The organism is Pseudomonas sp. Marseille-Q1929, assembly GCF_017316265.1.
Lineage (GTDB): Bacteria > Pseudomonadota > Gammaproteobacteria > Pseudomonadales > Pseudomonadaceae > Aquipseudomonas.
This window is the reverse complement of sequence record NZ_JAFLWU010000026.1, coordinates 1-19175: the sequence shown is the minus strand read 5'-3', so window position 1 is coordinate 19175 and position 19175 is coordinate 1. Positions and strand designations below refer to the sequence as shown.

Here is a 19175-nt window from a genome sequence, read left to right as displayed (position 1 = left end):
TGGAGGACCGATGAGCCTGCCTGCTGCTTTCCTGCACGACGTCGCACACCTGATCCCGAACGATCGGCGCTTCGACGACCCGCTTTCCACCCTCGCATTCGGCACCGACGCCAGCTTTTACCGACTGATCCCACAGCTGGTTATCCGCGTGGAGTCAGAAGACGAAGTCGTCGCCCTGCTGCAACTGGCCCAGCGTGACCGCGTTCCCGTGACCTTCCGTGCCGCCGGTACCAGCCTGTCTGGGCAAGCCATCAGCGACTCCGTGCTGATCGTGCTGGGCGATAACTGGAACGGCCGCGAAATTCGCGGGCAAGGCACACAGATCCGCCTGCAACCCGGCGTGATCGGCGCCCAGGCCAACGCGTGGCTGGCGCCGTTCGGCCGCAAGATCGGCCCAGACCCGGCGTCGATCAATGCCTGCAAAATTGGTGGCATCGTCGCCAACAACGCCAGCGGCATGTGCTGTGGCACGGCGCAAAACACCTACCACACCCTCGCGGGTATCCGCCTGGTATTGGCTGACGGCAGCCGCCTGGATACCGAAGATGCGGCCAGCGTTGCGGCCTTTCGTGAACAGCAGGGTCCGCTGCTTGAACGTCTTGCGACACTCGGTCGCGAGACGCGGGCAAATGCTGAATTGGCGGCCAAGATCCGCCACAAATACCGTCTGAAAAATACCACCGGCCTGTCCCTCAACGCCCTGGTGGATTTCGATGACCCGCTGGAAATCCTCAGCCACCTGCTGGTGGGTTCCGAGGGCACCCTAGGGTTTATCAGCGCCGTGACCTACGACACGGTGATCGACCACCCGAACAAAGCCTCCGCGCTGATTGTGTTCCCGGACGTCGAGACGTGCTGCAACGCAGTGACAGTGCTGAAAACCCAGCCAGTCTCCGCCGTCGAACTGCTGGATCGACGCAGCATGCGTTCGGTGCAGGACAAACCCGGCATGCCCGCATTCGTACAGCACTTGTCGGAAAATGCCTGCGCACTGCTGATCGAATCCCGCGCAGCGTCGTCTTCGCTGCTGCAAGAACAACTGGCACTGATCATGGCGTCCCTGGCGGCGTTTCCCGTGGAAAAACAGGTCGACTTCACCGAAGACCCGCTGGAAAACGCGCGCCTGTGGGCCATCCGCAAAGACACCTTCCCGGCTGTCGGCGCCGTGCGTAAAACCGGCACCACGGTGATTATCGAAGACGTGACCTTTCCGGTCGAACAGTTGGCCATCGGCGTCAACCGCTTGATCGAACTCTTCGACAAACATCACTACGACGAGGCCATCCTTTTCGGACACGCCCTGGAAGGCAATCTGCACTTTGTGTTCACCCAAGGCTTCAACAGCGCGCAAGAAGTCACACGCTACCAGGCGTTCATGGACGACGTGGCACAGCTGGTGGCGGTGGAATTTGGCGGCTCGCTCAAGGCCGAGCACGGCACCGGCCGCAACATGGCGCCGTTTGTCGAGCTGGAATGGGGCAGCGATGCCTATCAGCTGATGTGGCAACTCAAGCGCCTGCTGGACCCCAACGGCATCCTCAACCCGGATGTGGTCCTCAGCGAAGACCCGCAAATCCACCTCAAGCACCTCAAGCCGCTGCCCGCCGCCGACGAACTTGTGGATAAGTGCATCGAGTGCGGCTTTTGCGAGCCGGTGTGCCCGTCCAAAGGGCTGACGCTAAGCCCGCGCCAGCGCATTGTGATCTGGCGCGACATCCAGGCGAAACAACGCGCCGGCATCGACACCACCGAACTGGAAGCGGCCTATCACTACCAAGGCATCGAGACCTGCGCCGCCACCGGCCTGTGCGCCCAACGCTGCCCCGTAGGAATCAACACCGGCGACCTGGTGAAAAAACTGCGTAGCCGCGACGCCGACCGTACGAAAACCGCCGAATGGCTGGCCACCCATTTCTCCACCGCACTGCAAGGCGCACGCTTTACCCTGCACGTGGCCAATGGCGCACGGATGCTGTTGGGCGCGCCCCGCCTGGCGAAGCTGTCAGCCACGGTCACCAAACTGTCCAAGGGCCAGATCCCGCAATGGTCCAACGCCATGCCCCAGCCGGAAAAAGCCATCCGCTTCAGTCCCCCCGTGACCGACGAGCGGCCACGCGTGGTCTACCTGGCCGCCTGCGTCTCACGCGCCATGGGCCCGGCAGCCGGGGATAAAGAGCAAATGTCGCTGTACGACAAAACCCGCGGCCTGCTGGAAAAGGCCGGCTATCAAGTAGTCTCTCCCGACAACCAGGACAACCTCTGCTGCGGCCAGCCCTTCGCCTCCAAAGGCTATGCCGAACAAGCCGAACACAAGCGCCAGGAACTGATCGGTGCCCTGCTCCACGCCAGCCGTGGCGGCCTCGACCCAATCTATTGCGACACCAGCCCCTGCACCCTGCGCCTGGTGCAAGACCTGGGCAACACACGCCTGGACCTTTACGACCCCGTGCGTTTTATCCGCACCCACCTGATGGACCGCCTCGACTTCACACCGCAGGAAGCCCCCATCGCCGTCCACGTGACCTGCAGCACCCAACACCTGGGCGAAAGCCAGGCCTTGATCGACCTGGCCCGCCGCTGCGCAAAAACCGTGGTCATCCCGGAAGGTATCCATTGCTGCGGCTTTGCCGGCGACAAAGGCTTCACCACGCCGCAACTCAACGCCCACTCACTGCGCACCCTCAAGGACGCCGTGCAATATTGCAGCGAAGGCATCTCCACCAGCCGCACCTGCGAGATCGGCCTGACCCAGCACGGCGGCATTGATTACCACGGGCTGGTCTACCTAATAGACCGCGTCACCCAGGCCCGCGCCCACTGAGCCAGCAAAAAAACCGAACCCCTGCTCCCCAGCGCAGTCATCTGCATAGGCCTCGGCGAACGAGGCCCCTCAGTGATGTCGCTGGCAACCCGTGAACGCCAGCAGCGTCGAGCCCTTTTGCGCAAGGAGATACCCTATGAAGCGTTCCGCTCTTGCTGGCTTGTTCATCACCGCTGCGATGCTGGCCTCCCCCGTTTTCGCTGCCGGTGACAAAGACCTCTGCGAGATCAACCTCAACAAAATCAATGACGGTAAAGCCACACTCGCCACCGACAGCACTGGCAAAAGTGGCGAGATCGACACGGCCGTCGCCTCGGCCAAGGCAGCCCATGCCGCAGGTGATGAGAAAAAGTGCATCGAGATCACCTCCAAGGCCCTGCAAGACCTGCAGAACAGTGAGAAAGGCGGCCAATAGGCGCCTCACCCGCTCGAGGCCAACCTTCGGGTTGGCCTTCCGTGACGGTTTGGCGTACACTGCACAGGCTTGTCACTCACTATGAAACAACGAGTTACAAGCACGGGGCCGTTTAGGATTCGACGCCGGTTGCGAAACTTTAGGTGCATGCCGAGTTGGTAACAGAACTCGTAAATCCACTGTTGCAACTTCTTATAGTTGCCAATGACGAAAACTACGGCCAGGAATTCGCTCTCGCTGCGTAAGCAGCCTTAGCCCTGAGCTTCTGGTACCTTCGGGTCCAGCAATCACCAGGGGATGTCTGTAAACCCAAAGTGATTGTCATATAGAACAGAATCGCCGTGCAGTACGTTGTGGACGAAGCGGCTAAAACTTACACAACTCGCCCAAAGCACCCTGCCCTTCGGGTCGCTGAGGGTTAACTTAATAGAAACGGCTACGCATGTAGTACCGACAGCGGAGTACTGGCGGACGGGGGTTCAAATCCCCCCGGCTCCACCAATTTGCCTTCCCAGGAAGACCCAGAAAAGCCGTAAAGCCTAGAGAAATCAAAGCTTTACGGCTTTTTTCTTGCCCGCGTTTTCCCACCTGATCCCAGGGCATCCCACAGTTGACGGGGGCATATATGGGGGCATAAAACGCTCATCAGCTCGCTCGGAGAGGATGTGCCCCCAATGCCCCTGAAAGACACCAACTGCCGCAACGCTAAGCCCCAGGACAAGCCCTATCGGCTATACGACGAACAGGGTCTGTACCTTGAAGTGCAGCCCAACGGAGGCCGTTACTGGCGCTTGAAATACCGTTTTCTGGGAAAGGAAAAACGCCTGGCTCTTGGTGTTTACCCTGAGGTCGGCTTGCAGGAAGCTCGGCGCAAACGTGATGACGCTCGTGTCCAACTTGCCAGCGGCCAAGATCCTTCGCTGCAAAGACGCATGGCCAAGGTGGTCAGCCAACTTGATCACCAGCACACTTTTGAATCGGTTGCCACGCAGTGGCTCAATATTCGCGAATCCTCCTGGGACCCGGAGTACACCCGGACTGTACGGCAGCGCCTTGAGCTCAATGCCTTCCCCTGGCTGGGAAAACTCCCGATTAGCAGCATCAGCACGCCCATGCTGGTCGAAAACCTCCAGCGCATCATCAAGCGCGGCGCTCGCGAGACGGCGCGTCGTGTTGCCCAGATCTACAAACAGATTTTTGAGTTCGCCGAAGCTGCCGGCATCACCCCGCCCAACCAGATAGGGAATCTCTCACGGACGCTCCCAGCCAAGCGGGTGAAACACTTTGCTGCCGTGACCGATCCTGAAAAACTCGGGGCACTGCTCAAAGCACTGGATAGCTACACGGGAACAATGCCTGTTTGTTGTGCACTCAAACTGGCCCCACTGCTGTTCTGCCGGCCCGGCGACCTGCGCCACATGGAGTGGTCGGAGGTCAATCTGGATGCGGGCGAGTGGTTGATTCCCGGCCACAAGATGAAAGGGCTCACTGCCACCAAACAGGATCGTCCGGACCATTTGGTTCCCCTGAGCCAGCAAGCAATCGCTGTTCTGCGCGAGCTGAAACCACTCACCGGCAGACATCGATACGCCTTCCCCTCGGCACGAGGAGGCGACCGGCCGATGTCCAACAATGCCGTACTCAGCGCATTACGCCGCATGGACATCAGCGGCGACGAAATGACTGGGCACGGCTTTCGTGCGACAGCGAGAACCATAGGTGCGGAGGTGCTGGGATTTCGCCCAGATCTCTTGGAGCATCAGCTTGCTCACACGGTAAAAAATCCGCTGGGACGTGCGTACGATCGAACCAGCTTCTTGCCAGAGCGGCGTGAAATGATGCAGATCTGGGCCGACTTTTTGGACTCGATAAAACGCTGAATGCAAGCGCCCCCATCAGCCAGCGAGCCCTCAAGCTAATACGAGCACTATCTTATCGCTCCAGTACTGGCTGAATTGCTAAACTGCGCCGATTTGGCGCCTGTAATGCGCCAGACGCAGTCCAAAAGGAATTCCTACCGATGTCAGCCTTATCAGCTTTGCTAAATACCTACCGCAGCGCTTCTGTCACCGAACGCGAAAAAGGTACTTACTTCGAAGAGCTGATTTGCACTTACCTCCGCAACGAAGCCACCTACCGCGACCTTTATGACAAAGTATGGACGTATGCGGAGTGGGCGAAGGAACAAAGCCTCAGTGGCAAGGATGCGGGCATTGATTTAGTGGCTCGCACCCAGGGCACCGGCGAGTACCACGCCATCCAGTGCAAGCTGTACGCCGAGGACTACAAAGTCCAGAAGAAGGACATAGACAGTTTCTTCACCGCCTCGGGCAAAGCGCCGTTCTCGCACCGCGTCATTGTTGCCACCACCAACAACTGGAGCGAGCACGCCGAGGACGCGTTGCAGGGCCAGCAGCCTCCAGTCAGTAAAATCGATCTGCAAGCCCTGGAAGACAGCCAGATAGACTGGGCCAAGTACCAGCCCAATCAGGCAGTCGCTCTCAAGGCCAAGAAGCAGCTGCGCGCGCACCAGCAAACCGCGTTGAATGCCGTGGCGGCTGGCCTCAAGGACGCCGAACGCGGCAAGCTGATCATGGCCTGCGGCACCGGCAAGACCTTCACTAGCCTGAAAATTGCCGAGCAGCAGGCCGGCAAGGGTAAGCGTGTACTGTTCCTGGTGCCCAGCCTGTCGCTGCTATCGCAGACCCTTACCGAATGGACGCAGGAAAGCGCCACTCCGCTCCACAGCTTTGCCGTCTGCTCCGACAGTGACGTAGGCAAGAAGCGAAAAGCAGAGGATGACGCGGTTCAGGTGTTCACCCATGAACTGCGATACCCGGCCACTACCAAGGCAGATCGCCTCGCGGCAGAAATGCTCAAGCGTCACGATTCCGAGCACATGAGCGTGGTGTTCTCCACCTATCACTCCATCGACGTAATCAGCCGCGCCCAGGCTGATCATGGCCTGGCCGCTTTCGATCTGGTGATCTGCGACGAAGCGCACCGCACCACGGGTGCCACCTTTGGCGACGATGACGAAAGCAACTTTGTGCGTGTTCATGATGCCGACTACATCCGCGCCACCAAACGTCTGTACATGACCGCCACGCCGCGCATCTACGGTGACAACGCCAAGCTCAAGGCCGAGTCCGGCGAAGTCACACTATGCTCGATGGATGACGAAGCGCTCTACGGCAAAGAGCTGTTCGTCATCAACTTCTCCGAGGCCGTTCAGCGCGGCCTGCTCACCGATTACAAGGTGCTGGTACTCACCGTAGAGGAGAGCACCATCAGCCGCCGCCTTCAGGAGATGCTGAAGGACGAGAACAACCAACTCAAGGTAGACGACGCCGCCAAGATAGTCGGTTGCTGGAAGGCACTGGCCAAGCAGGGATTGGCCGAAAACTTGGTGGGTGATGATCAGCCCATGAGACGCGCTGTAGCTTTCTGCCAGGTCATCTCGCCCAACTACAAAGGCACCAAGCACAAGGTCAGCTCGATCAATATCGCCAGCATGTTCCAGTCGGTGGTGGAGGCTTATCAGGAGTCAGAAAACATCGATGACTCCTCACGCATCATCTGCGAAGCCGCACACGTCGATGGCGGCATGAACGCAAGTGCTAAGGAAGCCAAGCTCAACTGGCTCAAGGAAGAACCGCCAGCCAACACCTGCCGCATCCTCAGCAACGTTCGCTGCCTGTCTGAAGGTGTGGACGTACCGGCGCTTGACGCCGTGCTCTTCCTAACCCCGCGTAACTCCCAGGTCGACGTGGTGCAATCCGTTGGCCGGGTAATGCGTAACGCACCGGGAAAGAAGCGCGGCTATGTGGTGCTGCCCGTGGTCATTCCGGCCGGCATGGAGCCCCACGAAGCGCTCAATGACAACCAGACCTACAAAGTGGTCTGGCAGGTACTGCAGGCACTGCGGTCGCACGACGACAGCTTCGACGCCATGGTCAACAAGCTCGACCTGATCGGCTCTGACCCGCGCAAGATGGAAGTCATCGCCATCACCGACAAGGCCGAGAAAAAGGCCAGGAAAACTAGCGGCACCAGCAACGGCCAAGTAGGCAAAGGCCAGGAAAACTAGCGGCACCAGCAACGGCCAAGTAGGCAAAGGCCAGTACGGCATTGGTGAGAAACGCGCTAAGTACGATGTCGAAGGCCAGATGACCCAGCAGGCCGAGCTGGCCTATGAGGTAGGGGAAATCGAGAAGGCCATCTACGCCAAGATCGTCGACAAGTGCGGCAACCGCCACCACTGGGAAGACTGGGCCAACGATATCGCCAAGATCGCCCGCACCCATATCGACCGTATCCAGGGCATTTTGGAGAACCCTGAATATACCCAGGAGAGAGCGACTTTCGAGGCCTTCGCCGCAGAACTGCGCGATGATCTCAACGACAGCATCAGCGATGGCGAGATCGTCGAAATGCTTGCCCAGCATCTGGTAACAAAGCCAGTGTTCGATGCGTTGTTCGATGAATACAGCTTTGCCAGTCACAACCCCATGTCCAAGGCCATGCAAGGCGTACTGGACGCGCTTCACGAACATCACCTGGCCAGGGAAGCCGATACCCTCGAGAAGTTCTACGCTAGTGTGCGTCAGCGTGCTGCCGGCATCGACAACGCCCAGGGTAAGCAGAAGATCATCGTCGAGCTGTACGACAAGTTCTTCCGCAACGCCTTCCCCAAGATGACCGAGCGTTTGGGCATCGTTTACACCCCGGTCGAAGTGGTGGACTTCATCCTCCACAGCGTCAACCACCTGCTGCAACAGGAGTTCGGCCAAACCCTGGGCAGTAAGGGCGTCCACATCATCGACCCGTTCACTGGCACCGGTACCTTCATCACCCGCCTGATCCAGTCTGGCCTGATCAAGCCGGAAGAGTTGCCGCACAAATACCGGCACGAGATCCACGCTAACGAGCTGGTACTACTGGCCTACTACATTGCCGCCATCAATATCGAAGCGGCCTACCACGGCGAAGTAATCGACGAGTACGCCCCATTTGAAGGCATCTGCCTGACCGATACCTTCCAGATGTATGAGAAGGACGATTTGGTAGACGCGCTGTTGGAGGACAACAGCGCCCGGCGTAAGCGGCAGAAGGATTTGGATATACGCGTGATTGTGGGCAATCCGCCTTATTCAGTCGGCCAAGGTGACGCCAACGCCAACAACGCTAACGTCCCTTATCCAAGCTTGGATGAGCGCATTCGAACAACCTATGCCGCTCGTTCAGACGCGAACAACAAGAACGCACTCTATGACAGCTATATCCGCTCCATTCGCTGGGCCAGTGACCGTATTGGTGATGCCGGCATCATCGGTTTCGTTACCAACGCAGGCTTCGTAGAAGCCAATACTGCAGATGGCCTACGCAAGTGCCTGGTGGATGAGTTCTCCAGCCTCTATGTGTTCCACCTACGTGGCAACCAGCGTACCAGTGGCGAAACCTCACGTAAGGAAGGTGGGAAGATTTTTGGTAGTGGCAGCCGTGCCCCAATTGCCATCTCGCTGCTGGTCAAGAACCCCGAAGCGGTAACCCACGGCCAGATCTATTTCCACGATATCGGCGACTATCTCAGCCGCGAAGAAAAGCTGGAGAAGATAGTCAGCTATGCCAGTGTGGCCGGCATTCCAGGCTGGCAGCACGTAGTCCCCGACGAGCATGGTGATTGGTTGAAGCAGCGTGATAATAGCTTTGGCCAGTTCATCGTCTTGGGCGATAAGGACGACAGAACTTCGGAAGTACTTTTTGAAAACTACACCAGAGGGCTGGAGACCGGGCGGGATGCATGGGTCATCAACTCCAGTGAGTCGAAGGTGAAACTCAACGTAGCATCAATGCTGGACTTCTATAACAAAGAGATTCAGCGCGTTGGTGCTGTATCCCTCCAAGGATCAAAAAAGGAGCGAATCGACCAGATAAAGCCATTGTTATCCAACGATGCGACGCAAATTAGCTGGACGAGCAGTTTGTTTGCTAATGCCGCTGACGCAACCATGCTGAAGCTCCGTCCAGATTGTATTGGAACCATGGTTTACCGGCCGTTTACCAAGCAGGCTTTCTTTTATGATTCGAACGTAGTACACCGTGTTGGCCAGATGCCGCGCATCTTCCCGAACGCTAAGGCGGAAAATTGTCTCATCATGGTTAAGCAACGCCCCGCCGAGGTTGGTCAACTTGCGTTAATGGTGAACCGCCCGCCAGAACTACAGACCGATGGAGGCACGCAATGCTTTCCCCTCTACCTCTACGACGAAGCCGCCCAAGCCTCAGATGACGACCTCTTTGCAGAGCCGGTTGAAAGTGGGCTGCGCCGCCGAGATGCCATCACCGATGCCGGCCTTGCACACTTCAATACAGCCTATCCCGGCGAGCAGATCGGCAAAGAAGACCTGTTCTACTACGTCTACAGCATCCTCCATTCGCCCGACTACCGGGAGCGCTATGCCGACAACCTGAGCAAGGAACTGCCACGCATTCCGGCAGTGAAGAAAGCCGTCGACTTCTGGGCTTTCAGCAAGGCGGGCCGCGCATTGGCCGAACTTCACCTGAACTACGAAACCGTCGCGCCCTACCCGCTGACCATCGAGGCCAAGGACACGCTGACTAATGCCGATTACCGCGTGGAGAAGATGAAGTTCGCCAAGAAGGGCGACAAGACCACCGTCATCTACAACCACCGCATCACCCTAAAGGGCATTCCTGAAGCGGCGTGGGATTACGTCGTCAACGGCAAAGCCGCACTCGATTGGGTGATGGAGCGCCAAGCGGTGCGTATCGACAAGGCCAGCGGCATCGTCAACGACGCCAACGACTGGGCCAACGAAACCATGGGCAACCCCAAGTATCCATTGGAGCTCTTCCAGCGCGTGGTCACCGTGAGCCTGGAAACCCAGAAAATCGTCAAGGCGCTGCCCAAACTCGATATCGCCACAGATGACTAGTTAAGCCCGATAAAACGCTGAGCACTCAGTCAACTACTGCCTTGGTTGGGGCCCCTTACCCAACCAAGGCAGAGCATCTGCTGATTGCCAGCCCGGCACTCTCATGTTAAAAATTGTCCGTCCCAAGCGATCCCTATCGATCCGCAACGGTCCGCCACGTCGCCCTGGTAACGACGTTAAAAACTTTCGCCTCGTTCGCATCCGCTGAACGGGCCGCATCAGCTGCCATTTGTTGATTTGCGTATCTGGTCAGAACACCCTCAGCCCGTTCTGCCACTAGAAGCCTTAGGGCCCTAGAACTTCTGTAGCCCACAACGACCTCCGACGCTACCGAACATTTATCTTGGAAACGCGCATATACCTATGCGTGTGGCAAATGCCCGTGCTCGCTAAATAGCCAGCCGATTTCCGTCTTTTACCCTTTTTAGCAGTAGTGCCGGAGGACGCTGCCCCACGCTTCAGGACCTAGGACTCAAAACCTATGGCAATGCACGTTAGCAACTTTGACGACGTCGGCGACAATGACAAAATTCTTCGCTTACGCGATGTCGAAGCAATCGTCGGCCTCAAACGCTCAACGATCTATCGCAAAATATCGGAGGGCCTTTTCCCGCGACAACGCCTTTTGTGCGGTTCCAGCGTCGGCTGGAAAAACAGCGAAATCCAAGCTTGGATTCGGCAAAGGGAGGCGCTGTAATGCAGCGCCGAACACCTCAACAGCCAGGCTGGACGGTAGAACTCACAGCAGCGGTCAATATTCCAGTGGAAAAGATCCAGTGGATTTGGCCAGGCTGGCTGCCAAGGGCAAAGCTATCCATTCTTGCCGGCGCAGGTGGGTGCGGTAAAACCACGTTGGCAATATCGCTGGCCGCCAGGCTTAGTAGAGGAGCGGACTGGCCAGACGGCAGCATAGGTGACGCAGCAGGCAACGTTGTAATTTGGAGCGGCGAGGATGGTATAGCTGACACCATCATTCCTCGCCTCATAGCTGCAGACGCAGACCTGAACCGCGTGCACGTAATTGAGGGGCTAAGGGATCAGAGTGGGAATAGGCGACAGTTTGATCCTGCTGCCAACTTTGCCCTTTTAAATGAAGCAGCCGCACGGATTGATGGCGTCTCATTGCTGATTTTCGACCCCCTGATCAATCTCATTCGTGGGGACATGCACCGAGCAAACGAAGTTCGGCAGGGGCTGCAAATGGTAGTGGATTTTGCAGAACGACATTGTTGTGCTGTCCTCGGCATATCTCACCTAAGCAAAGGTTCGGGCCAGTCCTCCGCAGCTAATCGTGTGATCGGCAGCCAGGCATTCTCCGCGCTCGCTCGCACTGTACTGGTGGCAGAGAAAGATCAGAATTCAGAAGCCAGGGTGCTTGTCCGAGCCAAATCCAACGTTTCGATTGATAGCGGAGGGATTGAGTATTTCGTTGAGCCCGTCGTTATAGGCGAGCAGCTGGAAACAACCTGCATCCGATGGGGAGAGGCCATCGAAGGAAGCGCTGAAGCCATTCTGGCTGCTATCGAGCAAACGAACAGCCCAATACCAGCATCAGCCATTCAAGAAGCGTGCAGCTTTCTGGAGGAGACGTTACAGGCTGGGCCTGTTGCAATCACTGCGTTGAAGTCTCTAGCTGAAGAGTCTTGCATTTCGTGGGCATCAGTTCGTAGAGCTCGGAAAAAGCTCGGTATACGGTCACACAAAACAGGTATGCAGGGCGGATGGGCATTGGGACTGCCCACCTCTCCCTGAAGGTGCTCAACGCATGTCGAAGGTGCTCAATACTTGTCTTGAGCGCCTTCGTTTTTATTGAACACCTTCGACTCGCGCGAGAGCCTGTATGACTGCTCCCGTTTCCCAGGCAACATCTAAAGCAACTCAGTCCGCCCCAGCTCCGTCCAGCACAACACCAGGGTTGAGCCAGCTATTTTCAGGTACGTAGAAACGAGCATCAGCTTTAACTTGCGGATCCAGCTCCAAGCTCAGAGCCCAGTCGGGAATCGACAGGCTGATGGCGATATCTTCGAGAATGTCTTTGGCTCGATAAGAGAGTCGATATCGAACAAACAATTCGTCGCCCCCAGGCAGCGCATCGACCAAAATCTCATGTCCGTCTAGGGTAATCGAACTCAGTATCCGCTTCTCTTCGGTATCATCCGGTTGTGCTACTGGCTCTGTTCGAACAACGACCAGACACTGCCGCTCATCCCCTGGCGTGAAGAATAGGTTCGCACCGGCTGCTTCAAGCTTGGAGCGAATAAAGCCTCGCACATCCTCATGATCTTCTTTGGCGACAAGGGCTAACGGCTTCGCAAACGCTCCCGCCTTGGGCGTTTGACGCAACTCACCTTGACCGTTGAAGTAGATTTCATAAACGATGCCTGCCAGCACGTACTTCGAAGCAGGCTCCGGAAACGCCCTCAATCGCGAATCGAGGTTGAGTATGAAGTCCATGGCTTTTTGCGCATTGCCACAAGCGGCTTGGTAAATATTACGCCCCAAGACGAACCAGGAGGTAGGCGGAAAGTCTTCCTGCAGGATCGTTCTGAGCTTAAGAATCGCTGGGTTCTGGATATACCAGTTATGTGACTGCAGCGAACTGATTATTTCGTTGAGCGCATCAGGGCCGCTCGAATGGTAGTCAGCATCACGATATCCCTGAATATGGATGGCCTGTGCTATCGCTTCACCAGGATCTATGTTCGCCGGTGGTACAGGCTCGGCAGGAAGAACGGGCTCAACCGGATCAGCCTCTGCCGGCACCTCCTGGACTACCTCAGGCTCTACAGCTTGCACCTCCACCGCCGCCTCAGGCTCAACAGCAGCGGCTTCGACTCCCGCAGCTCCGGATTCAGTAGCGACACCATCGCTCGCCACCAGCTCGATCTGGATAGCAGCAGCGAGTTGAGCAACCACCGTAGGATCGGTCTTCGACAGGCCCTGAACCAATGCGGACAAGGTACAAATTGAAACGTGCTCGTGCCCCACCACCCGCTTGAATTCAGAAACCAGACGCGGATCGATAATTTTTAAGGCCGGGTTATTGTTCGGAACTGGCTTCAGCGTACCACGCACGGTATCGAGTCGCTTCGCCGGTGCGTACACCCAGTCCGACTTCTCATCGTTGGTCAAAAATAGCACATGGGTGAAGTCGTCTTTTCGGATCTCACTGTAGCGAATAATCTCCAACCAGATGATCAAATCGCCCAAGCGATTCTCAGGCTTGGCCTCATCCCTGAAGCCAGGTGGCAAACGGTGTTCGATGCGCGAAGGCCCCTCTTTGGCAGCCCGGTCGCAGAGTTGAGCGACCGGCGAATCCAAAACCACTGGCCCTAGAAACTCTTCGATCTCTGCATGGATCTTGTCGGGGTCAAACTGATGACGAAAAGCCCGCGTGTACTGCTTCAGACCATCGATTGCCTCTCGAAACCCTGTGAGATATTGAGCCCGAGTACCGGCGAAATCCGAAGCCGCGAGAACGGCTTCATCGACAAACAGCGAAGCGGTATCGAGCATCGCCTCAAGCTGGTTTCTCGGTTGATCGTCCTTACTTCTCGGGGTATAGGTGTGAAGCTGGTTTTCTCTTACGCGCGCCAGATATTCCCCTGCGCACCAGGCTGGGAGGAAGAGCCGTCCCTCGCCGATCGCCTTTGCAGTCCAGTCAAAAAATTCCTGCCGAGCTGCGGCATGGAGCTTGAACAAGTAGGAAATGATGTTGGTGTCGATGAAGATGAGCGTGCTTTGCGCTTTCGCCAGAGTCGCAAGGTCTGCGAGGAAATCATCTTTGGTTTGCTTCAGAAGGTTCAGACCGAGCATCATCACATAGTCCTTGGCATTCGGGTGGGCAGAGCATAACCGCACTCAATGGAGCGTAGTCATCAAAGCTGCATTCGACTCTCCAGCGGGTCGGCCAATGACCATCAAGTGATGCTGCTAAACCTCACATGGAGAGTCCACTTATCCAATTTCCGCGAAGACTAGTACGCCAGATATAACCTTCGCTCGCCTGCTCGACCATCCTTTGAGCAATTAAGCGGAAGATATCAACATCAATCAAATAGCTGCAGATGATTTCGACGGTCCAACATAGCGGTAAAGTGTTGTCCGGGAAACGCTATACCGTTGGGCAATATCCATTACCCGAATTTCGGGATCTTTGAGAAGCGCCCGTATTTCACGCACCTGACGGTCATCCAACGCAGGCTTGCGTCCCCCCTTCCGGCCACGAGCACGAGCCGCAGCCAGTCCAGCACGAGTTCTCTCTCGAATCAGGTTGCGCTCGAACTCGGCCAGTGCAGCAAACACATGAAAGATCAACCTGCCGGCAGCGCTGGTGGTCTCGATACGCTCGTTGATTGACTCGAATCCTACTCCCCCCTGCTCCAAGCGACTGACGATACCGACCAGATCAGGCAGCGAGCGGCCGAGGCGATCCAGTCGCCACACGACGAGAATGTCACCGTTGCGTAGAGCTTTGAGACAATGCATTAGCTCCGGCCTATCCGCTGACTTGCCGCTCATGGTCTCTTCGTAAACCAAGGAGCACCCAGCCAGAGCAAGTGCATCTCGCTGCAGATCGAGATTCTGATCATCAGTCGACACTCGGGCATATCCAATCCGCTTTCCCATACGTTTTTCTCACACTGATTTCGGTACAGGAAAAGTGACAGGAAAGCGGTAAATCCCAAGTCCAAAAGATCATTTGGAATAGGTGTGCCATAAACGACCGTTTACGAGACGGATGCGCTCGTCAATTTCAGGTGCTGAAAGCGACCGAAAAAGAACCACAGGATATTTTTTCTTCCTCAACATTCCCTACAGCAGCTCAGCACCTGAGCTGATTGGAGGAATGACCATGAAGCAGAGTTTCCACCTACATTTTGATCGGGACTTGAGCAAGGCCGGTTCGGCGATCCTCAGGGAGGCAGTCCGGCGCGGCCTCCTCAGCCAACACGAGGCAATGATCCACGACCAGCAGTGGGCCCAGTTTAGTATTTACGCCAAGGAGTCTCATGAGGTGGACATCCTGGAGCTCGTCAATAAAAAACTGGTGCGGCAATACGGCGAAGAACTCTGTATCCAGGTGTACCACGGGAATCTCTCGCAGCAAGGCGCGGCGAACTTGCTTGAGACCGTGTATTCAGTAATGGCCCTTGCAACCGATGGTGGCTGGAAAGTCGCGACAGCTGACGTTGGCGACCGTATTGGCTTTCCTAACCATGCACGGATTACCGTCCCGCGCAGCCTTGATCAAGCGAGGTTCGAGGCAGCTGTAGAAGACGTTCAAACTCGCCTCTCTGAGCACCTGGCGGTGGTGATTATGTTAGTGCGGTATCTGGGCATTTCGCTGCGTGAAGCGTTTTTCTTCGATGCCCGAATAGCTCTGAATGACGCCAAAGCAGACGGATATCATTCGGTAAGTAACGGCAGCGAAGATCCATACGATCACCGCAAAATTAATATCTCAGGGGGCAAGCAGATCGCCGTTTTGGAAACGGCCTCGGCAGTTCAAGGTGTGCGGCACTGTCACCATCCAAGACAAGAAGCATGGCGGATATGGCGGCAAAACAGCCTACCTGCAGCTAAGGAGCTTTTGCTTGCTCATGGGTTAAATTTTGATGATTGCCGCTCAGCGTATGCCTGCGAGCTCTACGAACAATGGGCCGATCATAAAGCTCCGATTCTTGGGGGAAACGCTCCCCACGACGAGGATCTAGAGGCGCGGGATCACGTCGCCTACGAGCTCGGAAATTTGCGTATCTGGGAAACTGATGCATACGTCGGTGCCCGAGCCACCCTACTGAAGGAAGCAGCCGGTACCAGCCGCTAAGGCACTACGCAGCAGATTTGGGATTAGATCAGACGCCCTTAAACTTGGCTTACCTCGAGTCAAAGGAGTCAGGGCGTGGATCGTTTTGAATTGTTGGTATATGCGGTACTTGCGGTCATCAGTGCGCTCACCATCACAGGTGCTGTTGGCTACATGGTCGCAGCGTATCTGGACAAGAAGCGTGGCGACGATTGAGTCTTCAGCGGTATGACCAGATACCTGTAACAAACTGTCCGCTGCCTTTTCATCGGCAGCGGGCGCCTACCCGAATCCACCTGCAAGGCATCACTACTGCGATACGCAATATTTGCCACCCAAGTCCATGAGATCAGCGATGACCTTGGCTGGGTAGTCAGTTGCCGCGTCAATGCGAAAATGACCGGAGCGCCGAAGCGCTTAGATCAACGGCATGCTCGCTTCTCGATGTGGCGAATTAGCTTGCCCGGTACGCCATAACCCGTGCGCCGCCTCGCAGGCAACATCTGATCTTGGGTTTTCCTAAAACTACCGGAGAGTGTCTAGCGACCTCATCTATCCGGAGCACCACCATGGAATTTCGCCACCTCGATAACGGGCAGTACTTCCCACCCATTGCACCAAACGGTCGGGTTTACGCCGTACCTCTTGGGCAGGAAACCCAGGTAGAAATTTTCTGCCTGACACCAGTAGGCATCATGGGCGCGGGCGTCCAATCGCACTGGTCAGAAATCGTTAGTTTTTACTACGACGACGAATCATGGGAGATCATCCCGCGCAATTACTCGGGACGAGGAATGCGCTTCCGCAGAGGCCTCTCCTGCATCATGGTGATCGCCGGCAGCGAGGCTCTCACGACCCACATCCAGGGCTACCCCATCCCCATCTGCGTAATGAACCGCATTGCATTCGAACAGCAGCGATGCAGTGAAGGGTAGCGCATCACCGCCGCCATCCGCTGCGCGACACAGGTACCAGCTAGACCGGCACCTACCAATGTTTATTTTATGAAAGTGAAGCCTCTCACTGCTAATACAGATCGCAGTTGGCCAGCAGCCTTGGACGTACGCATCACTGCTAATAGCAAATATAGCCTGTGAACCCCGCATGCACTGGCCTGCTGGCTGGCAGCGAGTAGATTTAGCGCACTACACTGCTTATAGCCCGTAACCTACTCAAGCGCTGCAACATGTCGCACAGGAATTCACTGCTGATACAAGAAAGCCCCGTCAGACCATGCTGCACGGGGCTTTCGGACGCTAAAATCGGTTCAGATCCGTTCGGCACTGCTTATAGGCACTCAGCCTCTACTCTCCCGAATAGAGACCGCCATGATCAAGCGCTTGGTATCTAGACAGTTTCTTTTCATAAGCGACCAACGTCCGACGCAGCTGACGATTCTCGCTGGCAATGCTACGAATCTCAGCAAGACGCTCCTCAACCTGCAAAACCAGGCGGCGGTAAGGGTATTTAACAAACTCGAACGAGGAAGCCGGGTATTTGTGTTTGCCATTGCCCTTGGCAATAGTAAGGGGCGCGAATTTGTTTTTTTGCCCATGCAGTGGCACCAGTTTGCACCAGTAGATCGAGTACGCATTCGGGCTCGTTTGCTTGATTGACACGGCAGCTACAACAGATCTGGCCCCAGTCTTTTTGTACAGCTTCATGGACGCATCCACATAGCTTGTTACCAGGCGTCTCGCGTCCACCAACAACTGCTCATATTGCTGATCCAGCAAGGCGACTATCGCTTGCGGTTCTTTGCTCATGGCCAAAGCTCCAACTGCTTCTAGAGCCCAAATGGTGGCATCTCATCCGGTATCAAAAATTCGCTTTCAGGCGATGTTACCGTCAGAAATTTACGGAAGCGGAGTTGGCAATGCACCGCTGCCGCTCTGCCGCGCGTTAGATGGGCGGCAGATGACGACATTGCAGACGTACAGCAACATTACGTGCAAAGGATGCACAACAGACGACGACGGATGCCCTGGCTCGAGATTGAACAGAATCAACGAATGCCAAAGTGACGATAAGCAGGCAATGGCCAAGAGCTGATCCTTCTGATCGACGGCTTCCGCCCCAAGCCGGATCTTTACCGCTCGCGCTTCGAACATTGCGGTGTTGGTTCGCAAACATTCCCAACCACAAGCAGAATGGCAGTTGCGCAAAACAAAAACGGTTATGACCCGCCTTTCCCGACTGGCGAATGCAAAGTCGTAGGCAGCGCACGGGTAGCACGGAGTTCTTCCGCGATAATGGTCGCCTGCTGCAGAGCGGCACTGTCAAGAAACGAAGCGTTCAGATCGAACGTGATGGCATCGTCGTCGGAGCTTTCCTTTATCGCATAGGGCCCGAAGAGGATGTCGTTGCTTCCCTCAACATGGGGCTGGAAACGTGACAGGGGATTACGACTGTCGTTCCCATTGTGTATCGCTATCGCGGAACCATTGTCGCTATACATGGTACGCAGAACGGAGGGATCGCGCTTGCCGCTAATCCATTGCCGGGGCGTGACAGGATCGCCGTCCATTACTAGGGGCACGCGCAAGAGGTAAATTACCTCGTCCGCGTCCTCGAGCCTACTGAACGCAGCATCATAGTCCGGCTGCCTACCCAACACGCAGTCGATGTCCACCTGTATGTCGAAGAAGGCCACTTTGCCGGCATTCGCTCGCACGTCATAAAGGAGATCCAGAAGTTTTGGGCTACCTTGGTCAGCCGCGGTAGGGCAGAACGTGTACCAGCCGGAAATGACGGGCATCTCAACACCTATCACTGCTGGCGTAATAGCTGGCTCTGCCTGGCTCGGAATTGCTTTCTGGGAACTGTTTGCTGCCGGGGATGCCACAGAGCCTGACACTTCTGATCCAGGAGGAGGTGCGCTGTCAACTGCAGGACCCTCATGCAACAAAGCCCATAATCTAGGCTTTGTACGAAAAGTATTGCCGCATGCAACGTAGGCTGCAGGCCAAGGTGACCATGGCTGCAAAGCTCTTGGCCAGCTTGTCATAGCGAGTGCCGATCCTGCGATTTTCTTTCAGCCAGCCAAACATCCGCTCAATGATGTTCCGTTGCCGGTATTTGGGCCGGTCAAACAGTCGGGGCAAGCCAGGTCGAGGTTTGCGCGGCATAGCGCGCAATGGGATTACCGGCTGCATTCGGTAACGGTCGCAG

Annotated in this window: 12 protein-coding genes, 1 other RNA gene and 1 pseudogene; 9 read left to right on the top strand and 5 right to left on the bottom strand. The window is 56.3% G+C overall.

The annotated features are described in order from the left end of the window. The first annotated feature begins 10 nt into the window (after positions 1-10). The 7 genes and pseudogenes from J1G37_RS23045 (at position 11) to J1G37_RS23015 (ending at position 11947) form a co-directional block, all read left to right on the top strand. On the top strand, positions 11-2821 hold the full coding sequence (locus tag J1G37_RS23045) for an FAD-binding and (Fe-S)-binding domain-containing protein (RefSeq protein WP_207045543.1): 2811 nt from the start codon (positions 11-13) through the stop codon (positions 2819-2821). 136 nt (positions 2822-2957) lie between these two features. Continuing rightward, positions 2958-3236, top strand: a complete 279-nt coding sequence (locus tag J1G37_RS23040; RefSeq protein WP_207045542.1) for a hypothetical protein — start codon at positions 2958-2960, stop codon at positions 3234-3236. Between the two features lie 104 nt (positions 3237-3340). After that, positions 3341-3737, top strand: a transfer-messenger RNA (tmRNA) gene (ssrA, locus tag J1G37_RS23035). A gap of 173 nt (positions 3738-3910) precedes the next feature. Continuing rightward, the gene (locus J1G37_RS23030; RefSeq protein WP_033898248.1) at positions 3911-5116 is read left to right on the top strand and encodes an integrase arm-type DNA-binding domain-containing protein; all 1206 of its coding nucleotides are present in this window, start codon (positions 3911-3913) and stop codon (positions 5114-5116) included. Positions 5117-5256: 140 nt separating this feature from the next. After that, positions 5257-10195, top strand: a pseudogene (locus J1G37_RS23025) (type ISP restriction/modification enzyme). 481 nt (positions 10196-10676) lie between these two features. Beyond that, on the top strand, positions 10677-10892 hold the full coding sequence (locus J1G37_RS23020; protein WP_207045541.1) for an AlpA family transcriptional regulator: 216 nt from the start codon (positions 10677-10679) through the stop codon (positions 10890-10892). After that, positions 10892-11947, top strand: a complete 1056-nt coding sequence (locus J1G37_RS23015; protein ID WP_207045539.1) for an AAA family ATPase — start codon at positions 10892-10894, stop codon at positions 11945-11947. Before J1G37_RS23020 ends, J1G37_RS23015 begins: the two co-directional genes overlap by 1 nt. Before the next feature lie 126 nt (positions 11948-12073). On the opposite strand, the gene J1G37_RS23010 is transcribed toward J1G37_RS23015, so the two are convergent. Together J1G37_RS23010 and J1G37_RS23005 are read right to left on the bottom strand one after the other, a co-directional pair. Then, positions 12074-14014: a PIN-like domain-containing protein gene (locus J1G37_RS23010; RefSeq protein ID WP_207045537.1), complete on the bottom strand. Its 1941-nt coding sequence runs from the start codon at positions 14012-14014 to the stop codon at positions 12074-12076. A gap of 234 nt (positions 14015-14248) precedes the next feature. Then, on the bottom strand, positions 14249-14824 hold the full coding sequence (locus tag J1G37_RS23005; protein WP_062389761.1) for a recombinase family protein: 576 nt from the start codon (positions 14822-14824) through the stop codon (positions 14249-14251). A gap of 112 nt (positions 14825-14936) precedes the next feature. Here J1G37_RS23005 and J1G37_RS23000 point away from each other — a divergent pair, with 112 nt between their 5' ends. After that, positions 14937-16025 carry an integrase gene (locus J1G37_RS23000; RefSeq protein ID WP_242551694.1) on the top strand — a complete coding sequence of 363 codons (1089 nt, stop codon included), beginning with the start codon at positions 14937-14939 and terminating at the stop codon, positions 16023-16025. A gap of 548 nt (positions 16026-16573) precedes the next feature. Next, on the top strand, positions 16574-16939 hold the full coding sequence (locus tag J1G37_RS22995) for a hypothetical protein (protein ID WP_207045536.1): 366 nt from the start codon (positions 16574-16576) through the stop codon (positions 16937-16939). Positions 16940-17308: 369 nt separating this feature from the next. Here the strand turns inward: J1G37_RS22995 and mobI are convergent, their stop codons facing one another. The 3 genes from mobI to J1G37_RS22980 form a co-directional block, all read right to left on the bottom strand. After that, a complete protein-coding gene (gene mobI / locus J1G37_RS22990) occupies positions 17309-17770 on the bottom strand; it encodes a conjugative transfer protein MobI(A/C) (protein ID WP_014754508.1) in 462 nt (153 codons plus the stop codon). A gap of 410 nt (positions 17771-18180) precedes the next feature. After that, complete coding sequence (locus J1G37_RS22985) at positions 18181-18762, bottom strand: hypothetical protein (protein ID WP_017735520.1); 582 nt, start codon at positions 18760-18762, stop codon at positions 18181-18183. A gap of 160 nt (positions 18763-18922) precedes the next feature. After that, a partial coding sequence (locus tag J1G37_RS22980) for a transposase (protein ID WP_207045535.1) occupies positions 18923-19175 on the bottom strand: 253 nt, incomplete at its 5' end.

Excerpts from the sequence above, each read along its gene's own strand:
- J1G37_RS23045 (WP_207045543.1), top strand. The coding sequence starts at position 11 with ATGAGCCTGCCTGCTGCTTTCCTGCACGACGTCGCACACCTGATCCCG.
- J1G37_RS23040 (WP_207045542.1), top strand. The coding sequence starts at position 2,958 with ATGAAGCGTTCCGCTCTTGCTGGCTTGTTCATCACCGCTGCGATGCTG.
- J1G37_RS23030 (WP_033898248.1), top strand. The coding sequence starts at position 3,911 with ATGCCCCTGAAAGACACCAACTGCCGCAACGCTAAGCCCCAGGACAAG.
- J1G37_RS23020 (WP_207045541.1), top strand. The coding sequence starts at position 10,677 with ATGGCAATGCACGTTAGCAACTTTGACGACGTCGGCGACAATGACAAA.
- J1G37_RS23015 (WP_207045539.1), top strand. The coding sequence starts at position 10,892 with ATGCAGCGCCGAACACCTCAACAGCCAGGCTGGACGGTAGAACTCACA.
- J1G37_RS23010 (WP_207045537.1), bottom strand. The coding sequence starts at position 14,014 with ATGATGCTCGGTCTGAACCTTCTGAAGCAAACCAAAGATGATTTCCTC.
- J1G37_RS23005 (WP_062389761.1), bottom strand. The coding sequence starts at position 14,824 with ATGGGAAAGCGGATTGGATATGCCCGAGTGTCGACTGATGATCAGAAT.
- J1G37_RS23000 (WP_242551694.1), top strand. The coding sequence starts at position 14,937 with ATGCGCTCGTCAATTTCAGGTGCTGAAAGCGACCGAAAAAGAACCACA.
- J1G37_RS22995 (WP_207045536.1), top strand. The coding sequence starts at position 16,574 with ATGGAATTTCGCCACCTCGATAACGGGCAGTACTTCCCACCCATTGCA.
- mobI (WP_014754508.1), bottom strand. The coding sequence starts at position 17,770 with ATGAGCAAAGAACCGCAAGCGATAGTCGCCTTGCTGGATCAGCAATAT.
- J1G37_RS22985 (WP_017735520.1), bottom strand. The coding sequence starts at position 18,762 with ATGCCCGTCATTTCCGGCTGGTACACGTTCTGCCCTACCGCGGCTGAC.